The 20,570-nt window shown below is 44.5% G+C and carries 25 protein-coding genes; 23 read left to right on the top strand and 2 right to left on the bottom strand.

Annotated features, from left to right (window positions below; all coding sequences use genetic code 11):
• Positions 1-73: 73 nt before the first annotated feature.
• The 5 genes from NUW02_00375 (at position 74) to raiA (ending at position 2,619) form a co-directional block, all read left to right on the top strand.
• Positions 74-937: a D-alanyl-D-alanine carboxypeptidase family protein gene (locus tag NUW02_00375; protein MCR4274496.1), complete on the top strand. Its 864-nt coding sequence runs from the start codon at positions 74-76 to the stop codon at positions 935-937.
• Positions 938-1,041: 104 nt separating this feature from the next.
• Positions 1,042-1,410, top strand: a complete 369-nt coding sequence (locus NUW02_00370) for a hypothetical protein (GenBank protein MCR4274495.1) — start codon at positions 1,042-1,044, stop codon at positions 1,408-1,410.
• A 138-nt stretch (positions 1,411-1,548) separates the two neighbouring features.
• Positions 1,549-1,713, top strand: a complete 165-nt coding sequence (locus NUW02_00365) for a hypothetical protein (GenBank protein MCR4274494.1) — start codon at positions 1,549-1,551, stop codon at positions 1,711-1,713.
• A gap of 263 nt (positions 1,714-1,976) precedes the next feature.
• The gene (locus tag NUW02_00360; protein ID MCR4274493.1) at positions 1,977-2,207 is read left to right on the top strand and encodes a DUF167 domain-containing protein; all 231 of its coding nucleotides are present in this window, start codon (positions 1,977-1,979) and stop codon (positions 2,205-2,207) included.
• Positions 2,208-2,235: 28 nt separating this feature from the next.
• Positions 2,236-2,619: a ribosome-associated translation inhibitor RaiA gene (gene raiA / locus NUW02_00355; protein MCR4274492.1), complete on the top strand. Its 384-nt coding sequence runs from the start codon at positions 2,236-2,238 to the stop codon at positions 2,617-2,619.
• Here raiA and NUW02_00350 read toward each other — a convergent pair.
• Together NUW02_00350 and def are read right to left on the bottom strand one after the other, a co-directional pair.
• The gene (locus tag NUW02_00350; GenBank protein ID MCR4274491.1) at positions 2,616-3,470 is read right to left on the bottom strand and encodes a methionyl-tRNA formyltransferase; all 855 of its coding nucleotides are present in this window, start codon (positions 3,468-3,470) and stop codon (positions 2,616-2,618) included. The genes raiA and NUW02_00350 overlap by 4 nt on opposite strands.
• Positions 3,471-3,472: 2 nt before the next feature.
• On the bottom strand, positions 3,473-4,000 hold the full coding sequence (gene def / locus NUW02_00345; protein MCR4274490.1) for a peptide deformylase: 528 nt from the start codon (positions 3,998-4,000) through the stop codon (positions 3,473-3,475).
• 169 nt (positions 4,001-4,169) lie between these two features.
• Between def and mnmA the strand changes: the two genes are divergently transcribed.
• The 18 genes from mnmA to mraZ all read left to right on the top strand — a co-directional run bounded on the left by mnmA (position 4,170) and on the right by mraZ (position 20,494).
• Positions 4,170-5,252: a tRNA 2-thiouridine(34) synthase MnmA gene (gene mnmA / locus NUW02_00340; GenBank protein ID MCR4274489.1), complete on the top strand. Its 1,083-nt coding sequence runs from the start codon at positions 4,170-4,172 to the stop codon at positions 5,250-5,252.
• 27 nt (positions 5,253-5,279) lie between these two features.
• The gene (locus NUW02_00335; GenBank protein ID MCR4274488.1) at positions 5,280-6,110 is read left to right on the top strand and encodes an ATP cone domain-containing protein; all 831 of its coding nucleotides are present in this window, start codon (positions 5,280-5,282) and stop codon (positions 6,108-6,110) included.
• 21 nt (positions 6,111-6,131) lie between these two features.
• On the top strand, positions 6,132-6,587 hold the full coding sequence (locus NUW02_00330) for an MgtC/SapB family protein (protein MCR4274487.1): 456 nt from the start codon (positions 6,132-6,134) through the stop codon (positions 6,585-6,587).
• 442 nt (positions 6,588-7,029) lie between these two features.
• Positions 7,030-7,836 (top strand): PD-(D/E)XK nuclease family protein, encoded by an 807-nt coding sequence (locus NUW02_00325; GenBank protein ID MCR4274486.1) that lies wholly within the window; start codon positions 7,030-7,032, stop codon positions 7,834-7,836.
• 16 nt (positions 7,837-7,852) lie between these two features.
• A complete protein-coding gene (locus NUW02_00320) occupies positions 7,853-8,110 on the top strand; it encodes an MGMT family protein (protein ID MCR4274485.1) in 258 nt (85 codons plus the stop codon).
• Between the two features lie 228 nt (positions 8,111-8,338).
• The gene (locus NUW02_00315; protein MCR4274484.1) at positions 8,339-8,965 is read left to right on the top strand and encodes a hypothetical protein; all 627 of its coding nucleotides are present in this window, start codon (positions 8,339-8,341) and stop codon (positions 8,963-8,965) included.
• Positions 8,966-9,156: 191 nt separating this feature from the next.
• Positions 9,157-9,708: a ribosome recycling factor gene (gene frr / locus NUW02_00310; GenBank protein MCR4274483.1), complete on the top strand. Its 552-nt coding sequence runs from the start codon at positions 9,157-9,159 to the stop codon at positions 9,706-9,708.
• Between the two features lie 5 nt (positions 9,709-9,713).
• A complete protein-coding gene (locus NUW02_00305) occupies positions 9,714-10,820 on the top strand; it encodes a site-2 protease family protein (GenBank protein MCR4274482.1) in 1,107 nt (368 codons plus the stop codon).
• Positions 10,821-10,912: 92 nt separating this feature from the next.
• Positions 10,913-12,169, top strand: coding sequence for a His/Gly/Thr/Pro-type tRNA ligase C-terminal domain-containing protein (locus NUW02_00300; GenBank protein ID MCR4274481.1), 1,257 nt, complete (start codon positions 10,913-10,915; stop codon positions 12,167-12,169).
• Positions 12,170-12,244: 75 nt separating this feature from the next.
• Positions 12,245-13,309, top strand: coding sequence for a rod shape-determining protein (locus NUW02_00295; GenBank protein MCR4274480.1), 1,065 nt, complete (start codon positions 12,245-12,247; stop codon positions 13,307-13,309).
• Positions 13,287-14,072 (top strand): hypothetical protein, encoded by a 786-nt coding sequence (locus NUW02_00290; GenBank protein MCR4274479.1) that lies wholly within the window; start codon positions 13,287-13,289, stop codon positions 14,070-14,072. The genes NUW02_00295 and NUW02_00290 overlap by 23 nt, the downstream gene beginning before the upstream one ends.
• A gap of 5 nt (positions 14,073-14,077) precedes the next feature.
• Positions 14,078-14,341 (top strand): hypothetical protein, encoded by a 264-nt coding sequence (locus tag NUW02_00285; protein MCR4274478.1) that lies wholly within the window; start codon positions 14,078-14,080, stop codon positions 14,339-14,341.
• Positions 14,322-16,058: a penicillin-binding transpeptidase domain-containing protein gene (locus NUW02_00280; GenBank protein MCR4274477.1), complete on the top strand. Its 1,737-nt coding sequence runs from the start codon at positions 14,322-14,324 to the stop codon at positions 16,056-16,058. Before NUW02_00285 ends, NUW02_00280 begins: the two co-directional genes overlap by 20 nt.
• A 63-nt stretch (positions 16,059-16,121) precedes the next feature.
• The gene (greA, locus tag NUW02_00275; GenBank protein MCR4274476.1) at positions 16,122-16,592 is read left to right on the top strand and encodes a transcription elongation factor GreA; all 471 of its coding nucleotides are present in this window, start codon (positions 16,122-16,124) and stop codon (positions 16,590-16,592) included.
• 118 nt (positions 16,593-16,710) lie between these two features.
• Positions 16,711-18,177, top strand: a complete 1,467-nt coding sequence (locus tag NUW02_00270; protein MCR4274475.1) for a lysine--tRNA ligase — start codon at positions 16,711-16,713, stop codon at positions 18,175-18,177.
• A 236-nt stretch (positions 18,178-18,413) separates the two neighbouring features.
• The gene (locus NUW02_00265) at positions 18,414-18,980 is read left to right on the top strand and encodes a hypothetical protein (protein MCR4274474.1); all 567 of its coding nucleotides are present in this window, start codon (positions 18,414-18,416) and stop codon (positions 18,978-18,980) included.
• 137 nt (positions 18,981-19,117) lie between these two features.
• Entirely contained in the window at positions 19,118-19,828 is a 711-nt protein-coding gene (locus NUW02_00260; GenBank protein ID MCR4274473.1) for a hypothetical protein, read from the top strand.
• Positions 19,829-20,059: 231 nt separating this feature from the next.
• Positions 20,060-20,494 (top strand): division/cell wall cluster transcriptional repressor MraZ, encoded by a 435-nt coding sequence (gene mraZ / locus NUW02_00255; GenBank protein MCR4274472.1) that lies wholly within the window; start codon positions 20,060-20,062, stop codon positions 20,492-20,494.
• The last annotated feature ends 76 nt before the right edge of the window (positions 20,495-20,570 follow it).

The following is a 20,570-nucleotide window of genomic DNA, read 5'->3' as shown; positions in this document are numbered from 1 at the left end:
ACCTTGTAGAGATACAGGGTGCTTTTCTATTTCTCTAGAGTAAAAGGTGCTACAATCAAGCCACATTACACATATGGAACCTTCACACAAAATAGCAGACACACTCTTGAGCATTATTGTTGTTGTCCTTCTTATTATTCTCGGATACGGAGGATATCGTTTTTATACAATCAACGGTCTTTATTTGTCAGCATCAAGCTCGGTCGTGTCACTTCAAGGTGAGTTGTTACAAGCAGAAGAAGAAAAGACAAATTTGCGTGATGAACTTAATTTACAAGAGTCACGTGTGAATAATCTTGAAGATCAAATAGAAGAGCTTAGTGGCACAGTGGGAGAATTTGAAAAGTTGAGTAAACTAGATCCTGAATTATTGCAAAAATATTCCAAAGTATACTTTTTGAATGAAAATTATACGCCACCAAGGCTCGTTACTATTGATAAGGATCTTCTCTATGACGAAAAAGTTGCACAACAAATTCACCGACAAGTAAGAAGTTTCCTTGAAAACCTCATACAAGACGCAGAGGATGATGATGTAGAGCTTTTTATTGTTTCTGCATATCGTTCATTTGGTACCCAAACTGCTCTTAAAACTGGATACACAGTGAGCTATGGGTCGGGCGCGAATGCTTTTTCTGCAGACCAAGGATACTCAGAACACCAACTCGGAACGACGATTGATTTTACGACGACTGGTTTGAACGGTGGGTTAGATGGTTTTGGGGCAACATCTGCATATACATGGCTTGATGATAATGCGTATAAATATGGTTTTGTTCTCTCGTATCCACAGGGAAATACGTTTTATCAATTTGAACCGTGGCATTGGCGATTTGTGGGCACAGACTTGGCCCGTATATTGCACCGAAAGAAAATTAACTTTTATGATATGGATCAGAGGGAAATCGACAAATATCTCATCAGTATTTTTGATTAAAAAACAACAGTAATCACACGTAATCCACCGTCTTGTTTTTGAGATATGGGGAGAGTGATACACTAAGAAGACAACTATTATTACTAGTAGTATATATAAAAAGTATGGATCAAGTAAACAATAACGCGTCACAACAAAACAGCGCACCACAAGGAACACACGCAGACGATGCTGCAAGTAAGAATACACTCATGGGTATTCTTTCATACATCGGCCCATTGGTTTTAATTCCGTTTTTTACAAACAAAGAACAACCATTTGTGAAGTTCCACATTAAACAAGGACTTGTAGTATTGAGCATTGAAGTTATTGTATGGATTTTGGGCATGTTTATGTGGCAACTCTGGATGCTATTGAACATTGTCAATATCGCAACACTCATTCTTTCCATTATCGGAATTGTGAACGTTGTAGAAAAGAGAGAAAAGGCGCTTCCACTCGTTGGAGGTTTCTCAAAATACTTTACGTTCTAGCGTAGACGGCGTAGTACAAAAAGCCACCAAACCATCGGTGGCTTTTTGTTTGGGTGATACACCCCGTTAGATATCTTGTTTATATATAGACATGAGTTGGTATAGCGGGTTTGTATCTAACGGGGTAAACTACACACCGTGGATTCAAAGAAATTTATTTGGCTCGGGCTTTTTGTCGGCTCATTTGTCGGTGGGTATGTGCCAACGTTGTGGGGAGCAAGCCCGTTTGGTTTTTCTTCAGTTATTTGCACGGCCATCGGTGGATTTCTCGGTATCTATCTTGGTCTTAAAATAAGCTCATAGACTTTTAGGTAAGCTGGGTATAACCCAAATAAACAAAAGGTCTTTCAGAGAGCATTTTAGCACTGTGGATAACTCATTTGCACTCCACAAAGGGGTAGTATAAGATTGCTGATGTAGACGTCTCCACGCAAGTGGGGGCGTTTACATTTTAGGGGGAATGTTGGCAAGGTGGATAACCACTTGCGCCTCTTAAAAAATTCTGTACCATGTATCAAACAGACGTCTCCACGCAAGTGGGGGCGTTTGTACGTTATGATGTATATATGAACACCACGTATCTCAAAATAAAAGTAACTCCAAACGCTCCAAAAGAAACCATTGAAGATAAAGGTGATGGGCGATTTGTTATATCTGTTCGAGAAAAGGCACAGGACAACAAAGCAACACTACGTACACTGGCTCTCGTGGCTAGGCGTTTGGGCATTCCTGTTTCAAAACTCCGTATCCGTACCGGACATCATGCAAGAAATAAAGTAGTTGAAGTGTTAGAATAGGAGTATTACTCGTTCATCGTCATTTCGTATGCTCAATATCTCCCTCAAGGCGACAGGTATGGAATTAACATCAGCGATTCGTTCGTATGCGCAGGAAAAGGTTGTTTCAGTAGGAAAATTCATTGACCCTTCAAAAGAAGCGTACGCTGAGGTTGAAATGGGTATGACAACACGCCACCACAGTGGAGGTAGTATTTTTCGTTGCGAGATAAACCTACGTGTTGAGGGTGAGCTTATACGCGTGGTTTCAGACAAAGAAGATTTGTATGCGGCAATTGATGTTGCAAAAGATGAACTTCTTGATGAAGTACGAAAACGAAAAAATAAAAAAACACGAGATTCTCGCCGAGGCGCTCGAATGTTTAAATCACTTTTGCAGAAGATGGGACTTGGAGGTGGGGATGAAAACTAAGAAAGAAACTCCGCATAGGTCATTTCCTTCCGTCCCTCGGGAATAACTTTTTCAATAGTGAGCATGGTATCTTCAAATCGCGCACGAGTGACAATGACTCGAATATTTTTTCCACTCTTTTCTATAAAGAAAAATGCTCGAGGCCACATATCATATGCCAGTATTTTTAAGTACTCAATATATGGAGCACTATTCATATCCAGCAATGCATCTTCTTTTTTAATCAGTTTGCAATACGTTGCTTGTTCATGATTCTGTTCAATAGGTAAGAGTGTCCCGTCAAGATACTTTGGCAGTACGTCACACAAGAGTTGTGCTCCAATCCGCGCAAGGTGGGGTCGCAAAATGCTTGTTGCAACAGGCCACGGTGCCCCTGGTTCAAGGGAGCGTTGTGCCAGAATTGGTCCATGATCCATTTTTTCATCCAAAAGCATAATGGAAACACCAACACCTGTTGAACTTTGTTCATGTAAAATCTGAGATTCAATTGGTGAGGGTCCACGATGTCGGGGAAGAAGAGATGGGTGTAGATTCAGTGTTCCTCTGTGTGGGATGTTGAGAATAACCTGTGGGATAATTTTTCCATAGGCAACAACAACAAAAAACTCAGGAGTACAACTTTGTAGTGTTGACACGACACGTTCCTCCGAAAGCTTTTCCGGTTGAAGGATTGGTATGGCATGTTTTTGAGCCCACACCTTTACTGGTGGAGGAGTGAGAATTAACCCGCGTCCTTGAGGCGCGTCAGGCGCGGTGACAATGGTATGCGGAATAAACCCCGCATGGAGCAGTGTTTCAAGAGCTGTGACCGCAATGTCGGGTGAGCCAAAAAAGACGAACGAAGGTTTCATACTTATTTTTTTTCAGGTTTCTCAGGTTTCTCTGGTGGCATATCGTGGACATTGCGGGCGGTATCAATAAACAGGACACCGTTGAGGTGGTCTGTTTCGTGCTGAAAAATTTGTGCCAAGAGTCCACTGGCACCGACCTCAAAAGGTTTTCCATCCAAACCAAGAGCGCGCACCGTTGCTTTTGTATGTCGGTGTACTTCTCCATATTTCCAACGAACAGAAAGACATCCTTCCTCCAGCCATTTTTTTGTTCGTGATTTTTTGACAATTGCAGGATTTATAAACACCATATCGTCGGGTGTTTTTTCATCCGTTTCTTTTTTAAAGATGGCTCCTGCAACAATAAATATTTGCAACGGAATATCTATTTGGGGCGCAGCAAGAGCAACACCATCTTTTTGTGTGGCGAGCGCCTTTTTCATATCAGCAACAATAGATGCAAGTTTTTTACCACCAACATCCGATTTTGAAACAGCGTGGGCTTTTCCTCGAAGCACGGGGTTTTTGTTTTGAACAATTTTCACTGTCATGCATATAGTGTACGATTTCTTTGTGTATAAAAAAAGCCCCGGCAGATGAAGGGCAACTCTGCTGAGGCTGAGATATGCGAGGTGAACACGCGCCACCCACACATTCCCACGCTGATAATACACGTTTTTTATGAAAAGTCAATTATTTGTAGTATAGTACGCTGTGTCTATGGAGAAAGTATACGTTGCAATGAGTGGGGGTGTGGATAGCTCGGTTTCTGCCGCACTTCTCCGCGAGCAGGGTTATGATGTCACGGGTGTCTTTATCAAGACATGGCACCCGCCTTTTTTGGAGTGTACGTGGAAAGAAGAGAGATCTGACGCTATGGATGTGTGCGCGCACCTCGGTATTCCATTCAAGACATTTGATTTGGAAGAGGAATACAAAAAAGAAGTTGTTGACTACATGATTTCCGAATATGCATCAGGACGAACACCAAACCCAGATGTCATGTGTAATGAAAAAATAAAGTTCGGTGCTTTTTTTACAAAAGCACAACAAGAGGGGGCACAGTACATTGCGACGGGACATTATGCAAGAGTAAAAGCACAAAGCACAAAGCACAAAGTTCAAAAAATAGAATTACTGGCGGGGGTGGATGTGCAGAAAGATCAGTCATATTTCTTGTGGCGAGTTCCTCGCGACGTTTTTGAAAAAGTACTCTTTCCTGTGGGAGAACTAGAAAAACCTGAAGTGCGCACAGAAGCGCATCGGTTTGGACTTTCTGTTGCAGATAAAAAAGATAGTCAAGGTGTGTGTTTTCTTGGTCAGGTTGATATGAAGGAGTTTTTAAAAAGGTTTATTGATGTTTCTAGTGGAGACATTCTTGACGAACAGGGTAGTGTTATTGGCACACATGAGGGGGCTTGGCTTTATACACTTGGTCAACGACACGGATTTACCGTTACAAAAAAAACACCAACAGACGGACCGTTGTATGTTGTTTCAAAAGATGTCTTGGCAAACACACTCACCGTCTCACAACACCTTCAAACAGCGGACGGTTTTAATCATACAGATATTGTGCTTGAACACACCAATTGGATTTCAGATACTCCAAAACAAGGAAAAAAATATTCAGCACGGTTTCGATACCGTCAAGCATTGCAAGAGTGCGTGATAGAAGTTTTTGAACAGGGAGCTCATGTTCATTTTTCTAAAGGACAGCGTTCTGTGGCGTTAGGACAGTCACTCGTTGTGTATGACGGCGAGGTGTGCGTGGGTGGGGGTGTGGTGTTCTCTGTGGCATAGCATCCTTTCTCACGATATACTTTAGATATGCTTATTTCAAAACTAGATGGAACTCGGGAAGAGTTTTCTCCAGGAAAACTTATCCGTTCGCTTAAAAATGCAGGGGCATCAGATGATGTTGCCACAACAATCCTTACCCATATTGAAAAAGAGTTGCACGAAGGTATTACTACGTCGCACATCTATAATCACGCGCTCAGATTGCTCCAGAAAAAGGAACACCACCCTATTGCGGCCCGATACTCTCTCCGACGTGCTGTACTTGAGCTTGGTCCGTCAGGTTTTCCATTCGAGCAACTTCTTGGTGAGGTATTTAAGAAAAAAGGGTACACCGTACGTGTTGGTGCCATGATGCAAGGAAAGTGTGTATCACACGAGATTGATGTTATTGCACAAAAAGAAAAAGAGCTTATTCTGGTTGAAGCAAAATTTCACAACGCACAGGGATTTAAAACCGATGTGAAGGTGTCGCTCTATATTCATGCCCGAACACTTGACCTGCAGGCGGGGAACTACGACGGGTTATGCCCTCCAGGTGGTACGTGCACGCAGTGGCTGGTGACGAATACAAAGTTTACTGAGAATGCCATTATGCATGGAAAGTGTGTTGGTATTACGATGATTGGATGGGGATATCCACGCAAAGGAAATGTACAAGACCTTATTGAGGAAACGAAACTACATCCGCTCTCATGTCTTACCACGCTTTCAAAGAAAGAACGGGATATGCTCTATCAACAAAACATTGTGTTGTGTAAAAACATTATTGATAATCCAAATATTTTGGAAACAGCCGGTATTACTGGGAAAAAAGTTGATGAGGTTTTATATGAAGCGCACCAATTGTGCACACCTTAAAAATTATAATTTGAAATGTATATGGATATCACAACACTCGGAGGAACTTTTTTTGTTCAGTTACTAACCGCACTCGTACTTGGCATGCTCATTGGTGCAGAACGAACACTTGCAGGAAAAACGGCAGGTCTGCGAACATACGGACTGGTTGCGATGGGCTCATGTCTATTTATAGTTGTTTCACTCGGACTTAAAGATTCTCTCGGTGTATCAGGTGCTGATGTTATGCGTGTTGTTGCTGGCATTATCACGGGTATTGGTTTCTTGGGAGCGGGCGTTATTATTCTTCGTGACCAAACGCTTGTCGGTCTAACGACTGCCGCAGGTTTATGGGTTGCATCTGGTATTGGCGTTGCTATTGGTTTTAAGCTCTACGAAATTGCTTTCTATACAACATTTCTCACACTCCTTACGTTTACCGTCTTTTGGTTTATTGAACGAGGGGTTTCTCATATGGGGCCACAAAATAACGTGTAATGGGAAGATGGGGATAACTACTTGACTTTTCTATAAAAACTGTGGTATTATCTATCTCGGAATAGTGGTTCATTTCATCTAACTTTTTCGGAACCGGAGGTTCTCCAATGTATACCCGAAAAGAAGAATTTGTTGAGAAGGGTTTCTGTCCCTCCTGTGGGTGGGATAAGGACCGCGAAGAGAGGGAGGGGCGGACGTGCTTTGAGTGCTGTCGGCTCTCTGAAGAGGTGTCGACAACCCCGCCACCGCCGGCTCAGAAAAAGAAGGTGAAGAGCGAGGGGTATCGGCGTATGCAAGCCGCTGGCCAACTTGCAGAGTTGAGGAACCGATTCGGTCATACGCCACGTTGGTGACGGTACAACCAACCGCGTTCGCGCGGTATACCGAAGACCTGACCCGTGACTGGGACAGGTCTTCTTTTCGTCTGTGGTACAATTTCATCATGGCATTTACAAAAAGCTACAAAGCAAAACTATTTGACCCAACATCGAGCGAACCGTTTAAGCTCTCTCGTTCAAAAATAGATCTCTTTCATGAGTGTCCACGTTGTTTTTATTTGGACCGACGTCTTGGTGTGGGGCGCCCCTCAATGCCGGGGTTTACACTCAATGTTGCCGTTGACCACTTGCTCAAAAAAGAATTTGATATACACCGTGCAAAAGGTGAGCCACATCCGCTTATGACGGCGTATGGTATTGATGCAGTGCCATTTGAACATAAGGATTTAGATATATGGCGAGAAAACTTTAAAGGCGTGCAGTACGTGCACCCAGAAAGTAACTTTTTAGTTACCGGCGCAGTTGATGACGTGTGGGTGACGCCTTCCGGCGAACTTCACGTTGTTGATTATAAAGCCACGAGTAAAGCAGAGAAACCAAACCTTGATGGTATTTGGCAACAGGGATATAAACGACAAATGGAAGTGTACCAGTGGCTTTTGCGAAACAACGGATTCAAAGTATCCCCGCGCGGATATTTTGTGTACGTGAACGGTAAAAAAGATGTTGAAGCGTTCGATGCAAAACTTGAATTTGATGTTGATGTTATTCCATACGACGGAGATGCGTCGTGGATTGACAGCATTCTTGTGAAAGCACGAAAAACACTTATGAGTGACACGGTGCCTGAAATAGGAGAGCGTTGCGAATACTGTCCATATCGTGATGGGGCAGGGACGGCAATTCGAAATGTTGTTGTGGCACAACGAAAAAAAGAAGATGCTCCAAAAGAAAAAGAAACACTTTTCTAAACACAGTAGTACTCTTGTGTCTTCATTTGCACAAAAAGTGTATGGTGTTGTTGCGCGTATTCCAAAAGGACAAACACACACATACAAAGAAGTGGCACATTTAGCAGGAAGTCCTCGTGCATATCGTGCCGTTGGTAACATTCTTAATAAAAACAAAAACCCGCGCGTACCATGCCATCGGGTTATTCGAAGTGATGGTTCGGTGGGTGGATATGCATTTGGTGGTATTTCAAAAAAGCGTGCACTATTAAAGAGGGAAGGAGCGTTGAACTAGCTTATAGAGAAAGTATCGAGGCAATGCTTTGAGGGGAGTTGACAAAACAGTAATAATGATGTTATACTGCATATGTAAGTTCTTTCACAGTTAACTTGCGAGTAGTCATAGCTATAAGCACCCGAACGATCGGATTTTTATAGCTATGACTACCAGCGCGTGGTGGTCAGATAGCACAAACCTGATGCGTCTCTAACGGGATGTGTCACCAACGAAAGGATGTGCCACATGGCAACCGCGTCCGAAATCAGCGTCGGCGTTTCTCATGAGCTCGCCATCACTGCGACGAAGGTCGGCTTCGAGCCGAAGGACTTCGCGACCCTCGCACACAGCGAGGACAAGATGGCGGGCATCCTCGGCGTGCTTCGCGGTACGCACGAGGTGAAGCCCATCGACCACGTCATCGACCTCGGTTCCCCAGCCAAGCTCCCGTTCGACGGAGCTGTGCTGGAGGTTCACCGTGGCGAAGGCGTCGTGAAGCTCGAGCGTCGCGGTGACGACCTCTACCTCGACGGCAAGCCGCTCAACTTGTTCCTCTCGCGTAAGCAGAAGAACGGGGGAGTGATCGGCGGCTACGACCTCCGCAAGGAGCTCGAGAAGCGGGGCAACAACGTCAGCGCGAAGGTGCTCGACCACTTGGTCGCGCATCCCGAGCTCTGGCCGGAGTCGTGGAAGAAGGACGCTCAGGGCAACACGGTCTACGTGTTCTTCTGGGACGACATTTTCCGCTACCCGGCGAGCGTCGACCTGTGCGTCCGCTACGCGTCTTGGGACGAAGGCACGGTCGTCTCGGTCCGCCGTTGGCTCGGCAGCAACTGGCACGGCAGCGATCCCGCTGCCTCGTCCGCAAGTTAGCTTTCGTTCTACAAACACTGCTCGGTAGTGTGAACCGAGACCCCGCCCCTTCAACAAGGGCGGGTTTCTTCTTTCTCCATTTTCCTGTTAGCTACAAACTATCAGCTTTTTGTATCTATTTTTTGAAATTTGAACTTTGAAATTTGAACTTTGGATTTTGAACTTGCAACAGGTATACTGTTGCTGTACATATGTCATACGCTTTTGCTGAATTAAAAAAGAAAACCGCTGAAATTCAAGAATGGCTCACCAAAGAACTCTCTGCGGTTCACACGGGGCGTGCGTCAGTCTCGCTTCTTGATACAGTTCGTGCGAATGTGTACGGCAGTTTTATGCCTATTGCACAGGTGGCAAACATGTCTATTGAAGATGCACGAACAATACGTATTACTCCGTGGGATTCATCAGTATTGGGTGCAATAGACAAAGCACTTCGTGAAGCAAATCTCGGCGTGTCAGTTGCGACCGATGAGAAAGGACTCCGCGTCTCTTTTCCAGACCTGACGACCGAAACTCGTGAGAAATATGTAAAACTTGTTGGAAAGAAAATGGAGGAAGCTCGTATTTCTATTCGCAGTGTGCGCGACGAAGTGTGGAATGATATTCAAGTGAAAGAAAAAAGTGGGGCACTAGGCGAGGACGATAAATTCCGTGCGAAGGAGGAAATGGAAAAAATAATCACGGAGGCAAACAAGAAACTTGAAGAAACAGCTCGACAAAAAGAAGAAAGCATACGAACATAATACTCATGACTGTTATCCTTTTTATTGTTGTTTTAGCAATACTTATTCTTGCCCACGAAGTGGGGCATTTTCTTGCAGCAAAATCTGTTGGTGTGCGCGTTGATGAATTTGGCATTGGATTTCCGCCTCGTTTGTATAGTTGGCGACCAACAGGAAGTGAAACACTCTATTCAATCAATTGGATTCCATTTGGTGGTTTTGTAAAAATTTTTAAAGAAGATGAGGACATAACAGGGCTCACACAAGAAGAAAAAGAAAAAACCCTTGATGCAAAGCCGTGGTATGCAAAAGTGTGGGTGCTCATTGCTGGTGTACTTTTCAATGTGCTTCTTGCATGGGGTCTTATTTCAATAGGTATAACACTCGGTTTTCCTATGTCGGTGACACCGGAGACGCAGGGGATTGTGGGGGTACCATCTGTAGTTTTGATACACATTGACGAAACGAGCCCAGCGCGTGATGCGGGATTTTTACCAGGTGATGAATTGGTGTCTATTGCTGGTACAACAGAAACGCTCGAAGGACAACTTTCTATTGTTTCGGTTCAGGATTTTATTGCACGACACGGCGAAGAGACATTGACGATTGCTTACACAAGAGAAAAAGAACTCAAAAGTACGACCGTTGTTCCAGAGGTTCGTGTCATTGGACAAGAAACACGCGGAGTGATTGGTGTTGCGCTTGATTACATTGCCGTGGTGAGATTACCACTTTGGCTTGCGGTTATTGAAGGAGCAAAAACGACATACTATGCAACACAAAATATTGCTGTGGGGTTGTGGCAGTTTTTATATCAAGCAGTAACCGGAGCGGCTGATTTTTCACAAGTGGTTGGGCCAGTTGGTATCGTTGGGCTTGCGGGAGATGCTGCGCGCATGGGTTTGGTGACACTTCTTTCGTTTGCAGCAATGCTGTCACTTAATTTGGCAGTTATTAATATGGTTCCGTTTCCAGCACTGGATGGCGGACGTATTTTGTTTGTGATTATTGAGGCAATTAAACGTTCACCAATTAAACCAGTAGTTGCAAACACATTCAACATTGTTGGTTTTGGTCTGCTGATTCTACTAATGGTTGTTGTGACGATACATGACGTCGTGAAGTTGTTTTAAGACCGCGTGCACCGTACAATACTTCGTATGAATCCCGATAGTGATATTTTCAAAACTACGGGGCTCATTTGCCAGAATAATTTACTATCGGGATGAAACAGTCACAGCTTTTTACAAAAACTCGCAAAGAGGTACCAAGTGATGAGGTATCAAAAAATGCGCAACTCCTTATTCGTGGAGGTTTTGTCCATAAAGAAATGGCGGGTGTGTACTCATTATTGCCACTAGGACTCCGCGTGGTAGATAAAATCAATACGATTATTCGAGAAGAAATGAACGCAATTGGAGGACAGGAGGTGTTTATGTCTGCATTGCAAGATCCTGAAACATGGAAGAAAACAGACCGCTGGGAAGGGGACGCAAAAGATATTTGGTTTAAGACACATTTAGGAAATGGTGGGGAACTTGGTCTCGGTTTTACGCACGAAGAACCGCTCACAAATCTTATGAAGAACCACATTTCTTCGTATAAGGATTTGCCGAAATATGTGTACCAAATTCAAACAAAGTTTAGAAATGAAGTGCGTGCAAAAAGTGGGGTCCTTCGAGGACGAGAGTTTTTGATGAAAGATTTGTACTCATTTTGTAAAACGCCAGAAGAACAAGATGCGTTTTATGAACAAGCAAAGCAAGCATATACCAACGTGTTTAAACGCGTAGGTCTTGGCGACAGAACATTCATGACCTTTGCATCAGGTGGTACGTTCTCAAAATACTCTCATGAGTTTCAAACATTGTGTGATACGGGAGAAGACACCATCTATGTTGACGAGAAAAAACATATTGCTATCAATAAAGAAGTATTGAATGATGAAGTATTGAAAGATCTTGGTGTGTCGCGCGACGATCTCGTTGAAAAAATGGCCGTTGAAGTGGGAAATATTTTCTCTCTCGGTACGCGTTTTTCTGATGCGTTTGGTCTTAACTTTCTTGATGCAACAGGTACGCAACAAAGTGTTGTTATGGGAAGTTACGGTATTGGCCCGACCCGCACTATGGGAGTTATTGCTGAGGTATATGGAGACGACAAAGGGTTGGTGTGGCCAAAGAGTGTTGCGCCGTTTGATGTGCATGTGCTTGTGCTTGAAAGCAAAGAGGGAGCCGATGTACACGCGTATACGGAAAAAATAACCACCGATATTGAGAAAGCTGGATATGAGGTGCTCTACGACGACCGTGGTATGACCGCTGGAGCAAAATTTGCGGATGCCGACCTTATTGGTATTCCTATGCGTCTTGTCATTTCTGATAAACATATGCGTAACAACACCGTTGAGATGAAGGGTCGTACAGAGGCAGACGCGCGTGTGGTGACCTCTTCAGAAGTGGTTGGCCTCTTGTCATCATAGACGCGTATTTGAAATACTAAGAGTGTCCATTTTGAGCACTGAGACAACGCGTATATACTACGTGTATATATTTGTATGTGGGAAAAACTAAAGAAACGATTCGGCAGTTTTATGTCCGATGATATCGGTATTGATCTTGGAACAGCGAACACGCTCGTGTATGTTCGCGGTAGGGGAATTGTCATTAATGAGCCGACCGTTGTTGCGGTCAACCAAAAAACAGGACAAGTGGTTGCTGTTGGAACTGAAGCCAAGCGTATGCTTGGACGAACACCTGGACACATCAACGCAGTACGCCCACTTGTTGACGGTGTTATTTCTGATTTTGAAGTAACCGAAGAATTTCTTGCGCACTTGATTCGTCGTGCACAACAAGGAAAAAGAAAATTATTTGGACCACGTATTGTGGTTGGTGTTCCGTATGGTACAACGAACGTTGAACGTCGTGCGGTACGAGATGCTTCACTCAATGCAGGCGCGCGCGAAGTACATATTGTTGAGCAACCCATGGCGGCAGCAATTGGCATCCGACTTCCCGTTGAGGATGCAAGTGGAAGCATGATTGTGGATATTGGAGGAGGAACCACAGATATCACCATTATTTCGCTTAACGGCGTGGTTAACGGTAAAAACACCAAAATAGGGGGTGATAGGCTCAATAGTGACATTTCTTCCTATATTCGTGATGAATTTAAGATTCTTATTGGTGAACGTACGGCAGAGGACTTGAAGATTCAGGCCGGCTCAATCATTCCCGGCCCAACCCCAATTGAGGTAACTGTTCGTGGGCGTGATTTGGTGACTGGCTTGCCCCGAGAGGTAATTGTGACTGATTCTGATGTGCGCGAGGCAATTGCTCCATCAATTGATATGCTTGTTGAGGCAATCAAAGAAGTACTTGAAACAACACCGCCAGAAATTTTGTCTGATGTGATGCGCCGTGGTATGTACCTTGTAGGTGGGGGTGCGCTTATCCGGGGTTTTGATGTTTTCTTAGCTGAGTGGCTCAAAATTCCTGTGTATGTTGCAGATGACCCACTGACGTCAGTTGCACGTGGTACAGGAGTGGTGCTTGAAGACCTTATTCGATTTAAAGAAATTATTATTGACGAAGAACATGCACTTCCCCCGACCATATAAACAAAGAAAAAATATCGCACTTCTTGTTTCTATTTGTGTATGTGTGGTACTCGTTGGTATTGTGAGCATACAGCCGTCGTTCATAACAAGGACGTTACTTTTTATAACATCTCCCTTTCACAGTGCTCGTGAAAACGTTGCTGCAAATGCAGAATCATTTTTAGGTGGATTTGAATCACGTCAATCTCTTGTGGACGAAAATAAAACACTCAAAGAAGAACTTGCTCGTGCAAAAATAAAAGCCGATTTATATGACTCATTACGAAAAAAATATTCAGGAATTTCCGATACTGCTACGTCAAGCATAAATACTATTCCAGGATTTATTCTTGCTACACCTCCTTTTTCTCCCTACGACACACTCATTATTACTATAGGCACAGCACAAGGTGTTTCTGTTGGAGATAGGGTTTCTTTTGACTCAACGGTTGCTCTCGGAGTTATTGATAGTGTTTCAAAAAATGCTTCGCGCGTACGACTCTTTTCATCTCCTGGATACGAGCAAGAGGTGCGCGTAGGGACGAATGATTTTTTGCTGCTCGCCCGTGGTCAAGGAGGGGGTGTTTTTGAAATTTCCATTCCTAAAGAGAGTGTTGTTGCCAGAAATGATAATGTGTTTCTTGGGAGCGGAGAGCTTTTGGGTATTGTTAAACAATTGAAAGAAAGTGATGCTGAGGCCTTTGTCATCGCCCAGGTAGTGATGCCACAAAACATATTTGAAGTACGTACGGTTGTTGTACATCCTCAAAAAAATCTTGAATAACGTCTATGGAACGCCCCGCACTAGTTCTTGGCATTTTTCTTCTCTCGGTACTATTTCCATGGTGGGTTTTTATGGTTGCAATCGCCGGTGTATCATTTCGATTCCCGCTTTTTCTTGAGGGGGTCATTATTGCTGCGTTGTACGACATGCTCTATGCGACACACGAACTTTTTGGTATTCGTTTTTTTGTAACAGCAGTAGCACTTGTGGTGTGTTTTGGAATATTTTTTATTCGTCGCTCCGTTCGCTATGATGCTTTTTCGTCGTAAAAAAAGTATTCCTGTCCACGATATAAGTCCAGATGAGATATTTTTAGACGCGCGCAACATTCCTCAATTTGATACGAACCAATTTGAAGGAAAAATTGAAAAGCCAATAGCACGACGAGAACTTTTTCTATTCGGGCTCTTTCTTACCTGTGTGGGTGTGCTTATTGTGGGACGTGTTTTTTTTCTACAAATTATGTCAGGAGAACAGTATGCGTCACTCGCTGAATCTAACCGATTGAATCACACACTTATCTTTTCTCAGCGGGGTCCAATATATGATAGAAACGGTCTTGTACTCGCATGGAACGAGTCACAGGAAGCCACATCATCAACAGCAACAACAAGCGATACGGACAGCGAAACGTTCTCGTTACGAAAGTATGACCCGCACCTGGCGCTATCGCATATTGTAGGGTATGTGCGATATCCAAAGATGGATCCCAATGGATATTATATTCAAAATGCTATTACTGGCGTTGAAGGAGTTGAAGAAATGTATGATTCTCTTCTTGCGGGTGAGCAGGGACGAAAAATTGTGGAGCAAGATGCGCTTGGAAAAAGAATAGCCGGTTCGACGATTACCAAACCTAAAGACGGCGAACCACTTCGGCTCACCATAGATAGTCGTATACAAAAAGAGTTATATGAGTATGCGCAGGATTTGATGGATGAAAAGGGGTTCACTGGAGGCGCCGGCATTATTATGGATGTAACAACCGGTGAAATTATTGCACTCGTCAGTATTCCTGGGTTTGATCCAAATATTCTCTCAAGTGGGTCTGACGTACAAGCAATCGCGGCGTATAGTGCTGATACGCAAAACCCGTTTCTCAATCGAGCAATAGGTGGGCGATACACGCCAGGGTCAATTATAAAACCATTCATTGCCATTGGGGCGCTTGCAGAAAAGGTGATTACTCCTGAAAAACAAATTTTCAGTGACGGCTCATTGCGTGTCCCGAATCCATATAATCCCGACAAACCAACCGTCTTTAAGGATTGGAAAGCGCACGGGTGGGTGGATATGCGTCAAGCGATTGCCGTATCATCAAATGTGTACTTCATGACCATCGGAGGAGGATTTGGAGATCAGAAAGGATTGGGAATTGAAAACATAGGAACGTATACACGTTTGTTTGGTATTGGCACAAAAACGGGTATTGATATTTCAGGAGAAGTTGATGGTCTTATTCCAAGTATTGCGTGGAAGCAAGAACATTTTCCTGACGACCCGTGGCGAGTGGGCGACACCTATAACACGAGTATTGGCCAGTATGGATTTCAGGTAACACCACTGCAAATGGTTCGCGGTATTGCAGCGATTGCAAACGACGGTCTCCTTGTCGTTCCTCATTTGCGTAGCGATGCAGGGATATCGCCAGTTGATACCATTCCAATTGATAGTGATGTTCTTGCCGTGGTACGAGAAGGAATGCGTCGAGGTGCCACGGAAGGAACGGCAAAAGCACTTAATGTGGCATACACAGAGTTTGCTGGAAAAACAGGGACCGCGGAACTCGGTGTTTCCAAGGAGCGCGTGAACTCATGGATTGAGGGATTCTGGCCCTATGAATCACCACGGTACGCATTTGTGATGGTTATGGAACACGGTCCAGTAACGAATCTTGTCGGCTCGGCCTCGGTGATGCGACGCTTGTTTGATTGGATGCACACCAATACCCCTGAATATTTTGATGCAGAACAAAGGGGTCTTTAGGGGGTCCTTGTCTTTTGTTTCCACAACAGGTAAAATACTCCCCCATATAGTAGGCACAAGGGTATGGATGACGGAAAACAATATTTAACAAAAGAGAAACACGACGAGCTCAAAAATGAGCTTGATTTTTTAATTACAACTCAGCGAAACGAAATCGCCCGACAGCTTGAGTATGCGCGTTCTTTAGGCGATCTTTCCGAAAACGCAGAATATCAACAAGCTCGCCAAACACAAGGGCAGATTGAATCACGTATCAAATATCTCGTAGGACTATTGGATTCGGCTGAAATTGTAAAAAAACACCACAGCAGTGTTGTGGAGATTGGTTCAACGGTTACTATTCAGAAAAAGGGAGAAAAAGAGAAAAAAGAACTTCTTGTTGTTGGTTCAGAAGAAGCTGATACATCATTGGGACGTATTTCTTTTTTGTCCCCACTGGGCTCATCTCTTATGGGAAAAGAAAAAGGTGAAATCTTCATGTTCTCTACACCAACAGGAAAGAAGATAGAGTACACCATTGTCTCTATCGACTAGGGTTTATGAATCATGTAACATGTAGCATGCAGCATGTATCATGAATCATGAAGCATGTAGCAAAAAACATGAACCGTGAAGTATGTAATAGTGTGTTACATGTTGCGTGTTACATGTTATGCGACTTATGTCCCTTGAAGATATTCGAAATGACCGACTCAAAAAACTCGCCCTTTTGAAAGAAAAGGGTATTCCAGCGTATCCGGCCGTTTCCTCGCGCACAACAACCATCGGTGATTTACTGATTGATTTTGATTCAAAAGTTGATGGAGCGCCAACAACGGTTGCAGGACGAGTGATGGCAATCCGCGAACATGGGGAAATGTTGTTTGCGGATATTTTTGACGGCACAGGAAAAATTCAAGGATATTTCAAAGCGGATATGCTTGGCGATGCGTTTGCACTTTTTGTTGATATCGTTGATGTCGGTGACTTTGTTGACCTCTCAGGTGTTCCAACAAAAACAAAACGAGGCGAACCAAGTGTGCTCGTGTCTTCGTGGGCAATGCTTTCAAAATCACTCCGCTCACTTCCTGAGAAATGGGTTGGTATTACTGACTCAGAAGAACGACTCCGCCGTCGCTATTTGGATATTCTAACGAACGATACTGCGCGACAAGTTGTTGAAAAGCGTTCAATTTTTTGGAATGCCATGCGAACGTTTTATCTTGAACGTGGATATACAGAAGTAGAAACACCGGTTCTTGAAACAATTACCGGAGGTGCTGAAGCACGTCCGTTTATCACACACCACAATGCTCTTGATATTGATGTGTTTTTGCGTATTTCAGCAGGAGAATTGTGGCAGAAAAAGTTGATGGTTGCAGGTATTCCAAAAACATTTGAGATCGGACGCATTTTCCGCAACGAAGGAATGTCCGCAGAACATTTACAGGACTACACACAACTTGAAAGTTATGAGTCATATGCTGATTTTGAAACAGGGATGCTGTTAGTGCAGGATTTGTATCGAACGGTCGCAGAAAAAACATTTAGTACGACAAAGTTTACGATTGGAGAATTTGAGATTGATTTGAATAATGAGTGGCCACGCATACATTTCTGCGAACGTATTCAAAAAGAGTATGGAATTGACCCACGGAAAGTCGTCGAAGAAGATGCGATTGCACTCTACAAAAAAACAAACCCACATATGCCAACCCCTGAATCAAAAGAGCGTGCGGTAGATGGGTTGTGGAAAAATATTCGAAAAACAATTGGTGGCCCAGCATTTCTTATCGGAGTTCCTGTATATCTTGAACCTCTTGCAAAGCGTTCACGAGATGATGATGCGACAGTTGAACGATTCCAAGTTATTCTTGCAGGTTCTGAAATGGGGAAGGGATTTAGTGAACTCAATGACCCAATTGATCAACGTGAACGTTTTGTTCAACAACAGGCGTTGCGTGATAAAGGTGATGAAGAAGCACAAATGGCAGATATGGAATATGTTGAAGCAATGGAATACGGTATGCCACCAACATTTGGTTTTGGCGTTTCTGAACGACTCTTTAGTTTTCTTATGAATTTGAATGTTCGTGAAGGACAAATTTTTCCACTCATGCGTCCACGAAGTGAGCAGTAGAAGGGTATTGACAAATACCTAATATCTGCTATACTTGCCCTTGGGTGTGTACAATTGACAACTTATTTCAGAGAAAAAACAATCGAGCATTTTGCTCGTCACGATAAAAAACATTTTGCGGGATTAACTGCGTAAGGAGGAGAGGGGTGAACAACCAAAGGAATTTCGTAGGGGACCTGTTCTTTGTAGCGCAGGTCGTTCTCACGATGTTCTTCAACATCGGTCAGTTTCTCCACATGGCAAAGAACTCGGTGCATGGGGTTCTCGTCACGATGTTTCTCGGGGTTGAGATGTTTCTTGTGATCAATCTCATCCTTGCACTTCGTGCACATCGAGGTAACAAGTCACGCGCCGAGAAGCAGGTGGTGTTTGTTTACACGCTCTGGGTTATCCTCTGGAGTTCAAATCTCACGCTTTTCTTCGCGAAGGGTGGCTTGAACGAGTGGTCACGAGTGGATTCGGCCATTGCCGTCGCACTTTGTCTCGGAATCTTCGGGCTGTGGGTTTTTGCCCACATCAAGAAGCTCTCGTCGAGCGATGGTATTATGCGAGGGTGTCTGTCCTTGCTGTTCAAAGTGACCCCACAGATTGGGCAAGCAATCAAGATTGCCATCGTCGGTGGCGCTCCTGGTATCGGAATCATCATGATTGTCGTCGGACACATGACGATTCTAACCAGAATGGCGCAGCTTTTCGTGGCAGCGCGCCGTGGCTGGAGTCGTGAACTGCGCGGTCTCGTCCTCAGTGAAATGGGGAACGAGGTGAGCTGGCTCGCGGTTACCATTCTGTGGACGGTTCTCTGAGTAGTGGTGGATTTGAGGGGCTGCCGCAAGGTGGCCCTTTTTCTATATACTTGACAAATACTTTGTTTTTGCTATAATAAACCTCAGAAGTTCGAGGAGTGTTTCCTCGCAAAACCTACAACCGAAGGGAGATTCAAATGGACGAAGTTCACAAGACGCCGGAAGAGAAGTCCAAGCTTTCCGTTTCCGAGATGGAGATCAAGCTCCTCGAGGGGGAGAACAACAGGCTCAAGGGAGAGCTGAGGCGGGTTGAGGGGGATAGGTGGAATGCCACCACCGCAATCTCGAGCCTCGAAGAGTGGAAGAAGAAGTACAAGCCCCGGCTCTGGAAGCTTTCGGTGACTTGTCTCGCCCTGTTCGCTTTGCTCATCTGGAAGGGGTGCACAGCGAGTGACTACGCGGACCAACTCGCGAAGATCGCCAAGGAGAAAGCGGCGGCGGTCGAGGGGCTCAAGGTTGGCGAACACCAGTTGGTGCCCGTTCGGCACGACGTCAAGGTCACCAATCCCGACCCCATCATCTATGGGGGTCGCACCTACACCTTCGGCGATTCCTGCTACATCGAGGTCGGTGGAACGGCAACAATCGTTGCCATCCAGAGTCAGACCAGGACGTTCGGCCTCGAAGAGCGTATCTGGAATACCTTCTACCTCAAGTATGAAGGTGATGCCACCGACGAGAAGTCCTGTCCATCGGGCGTCATCTTCACAGAGGAGTTCTGGAGGGCGGATAACTTCAGGGAGTGGTCACAGGATTACGCCAAACGTGTCCGCGCTCGCGACGAGGAGATTGCCCGTGCGAGGGAGGTTCTTTCGGTCGGGGTGTTGCAAGTCGACTCCGACAAGTAGGTTTCAACGCAGGGGGCGTCCAGAGAGCAATCAGCTCCGGACGCCCCTTTTTCGCGTCTACAAAAGTGGATAACTATGTTTGCATGTGGGAAAGGATGGCATACAATACTAATCATGTGGGACAAAGTGGGAAGCTCGAAATAATCGAGTTTCCCCAATGTCTCGTCTTTCCCAATTCCAAATTATTTTTCCCCCCAACCTCTTACAAGCTACAAGTTAATAAGCTAATCCATGTTAATCGGCGAATACATTCACACACTGGACGACAAGAAGCGACTTTCGCTTCCGGTGAAATTTCGTCAGGAGCTTGGAAAAAAATTAGTGATTACGAGAGGGTTGGAAGGATGTTTATTTATTTATTCACACAAAGAGTGGCAAAACATTTCTGGACGGCTTGGTGAACTTGGTATGGGTCAAGCAAGTATGCGAGGGTTCACACGATTCATGCTCTCTGGTGCGGTGGAGGTTGATGTTGATGGTGCTGGTCGCATGCTCATCCCCGACTTTTTAAAGGACTTCGCTGATTTGAAAAATAAGGTCGTGGTAACGGGTGTGCAGACACGAGCGGAGATTTGGAATGAGAAAGCGTGGGATGCATACAAGCACCGCATCGAGAAGGAAGCAGATATGCTTGCTGAACATCTCGGTGGTATAGGAGCTCTATGATGAGCTTCACTAGCTATATTAGCTTCGCTAGCTTGAGATTCCAAAGCTAATGAAGCTAGCACGGCTAACGAAGCTA

Source organism: Candidatus Campbellbacteria bacterium, from assembly GCA_024653945.1.
GTDB lineage: Bacteria > Patescibacteriota > Minisyncoccia > Phycocordibacterales > EsbW-18 > EsbW-18.
This window is presented reverse-complemented; position numbering and strand designations above follow the sequence as displayed.

Coding starts and splice junctions, on each gene's coding strand:
- NUW02_00360 (MCR4274493.1), top strand. CDS start 1,977: ATGAACACCACGTATCTCAAAATAAAAGTAACTCCAAACGCTCCAAAA.
- NUW02_00335 (MCR4274488.1), top strand. CDS start 5,280: ATGCTTATTTCAAAACTAGATGGAACTCGGGAAGAGTTTTCTCCAGGA.
- NUW02_00330 (MCR4274487.1), top strand. CDS start 6,132: ATGGATATCACAACACTCGGAGGAACTTTTTTTGTTCAGTTACTAACC.
- NUW02_00295 (MCR4274480.1), top strand. CDS start 12,245: ATGTGGGAAAAACTAAAGAAACGATTCGGCAGTTTTATGTCCGATGAT.
- NUW02_00270 (MCR4274475.1), top strand. CDS start 16,711: ATGCGACTTATGTCCCTTGAAGATATTCGAAATGACCGACTCAAAAAA.
- NUW02_00305 (MCR4274482.1), top strand. CDS start 9,714: ATGACTGTTATCCTTTTTATTGTTGTTTTAGCAATACTTATTCTTGCC.
- NUW02_00260 (MCR4274473.1), top strand. CDS start 19,118: ATGGACGAAGTTCACAAGACGCCGGAAGAGAAGTCCAAGCTTTCCGTT.
- def (MCR4274490.1), bottom strand. CDS start 4,000: ATGACAGTGAAAATTGTTCAAAACAAAAACCCCGTGCTTCGAGGAAAA.
- NUW02_00350 (MCR4274491.1), bottom strand. CDS start 3,470: ATGAAACCTTCGTTCGTCTTTTTTGGCTCACCCGACATTGCGGTCACA.
- mraZ (MCR4274472.1), top strand. CDS start 20,060: ATGTTAATCGGCGAATACATTCACACACTGGACGACAAGAAGCGACTT.
- NUW02_00265 (MCR4274474.1), top strand. CDS start 18,414: ATGGCAAAGAACTCGGTGCATGGGGTTCTCGTCACGATGTTTCTCGGG.
- NUW02_00280 (MCR4274477.1), top strand. CDS start 14,322: ATGATGCTTTTTCGTCGTAAAAAAAGTATTCCTGTCCACGATATAAGT.
- NUW02_00370 (MCR4274495.1), top strand. CDS start 1,042: ATGGATCAAGTAAACAATAACGCGTCACAACAAAACAGCGCACCACAA.
- NUW02_00325 (MCR4274486.1), top strand. CDS start 7,030: ATGGCATTTACAAAAAGCTACAAAGCAAAACTATTTGACCCAACATCG.
- frr (MCR4274483.1), top strand. CDS start 9,157: ATGTCATACGCTTTTGCTGAATTAAAAAAGAAAACCGCTGAAATTCAA.
- NUW02_00375 (MCR4274496.1), top strand. CDS start 74: ATGGAACCTTCACACAAAATAGCAGACACACTCTTGAGCATTATTGTT.
- NUW02_00300 (MCR4274481.1), top strand. CDS start 10,913: ATGAAACAGTCACAGCTTTTTACAAAAACTCGCAAAGAGGTACCAAGT.
- greA (MCR4274476.1), top strand. CDS start 16,122: ATGGATGACGGAAAACAATATTTAACAAAAGAGAAACACGACGAGCTC.
- mnmA (MCR4274489.1), top strand. CDS start 4,170: ATGGAGAAAGTATACGTTGCAATGAGTGGGGGTGTGGATAGCTCGGTT.
- NUW02_00285 (MCR4274478.1), top strand. CDS start 14,078: ATGGAACGCCCCGCACTAGTTCTTGGCATTTTTCTTCTCTCGGTACTA.
- NUW02_00290 (MCR4274479.1), top strand. CDS start 13,287: ATGCACTTCCCCCGACCATATAAACAAAGAAAAAATATCGCACTTCTT.
- raiA (MCR4274492.1), top strand. CDS start 2,236: ATGCTCAATATCTCCCTCAAGGCGACAGGTATGGAATTAACATCAGCG.
- NUW02_00315 (MCR4274484.1), top strand. CDS start 8,339: ATGGCAACCGCGTCCGAAATCAGCGTCGGCGTTTCTCATGAGCTCGCC.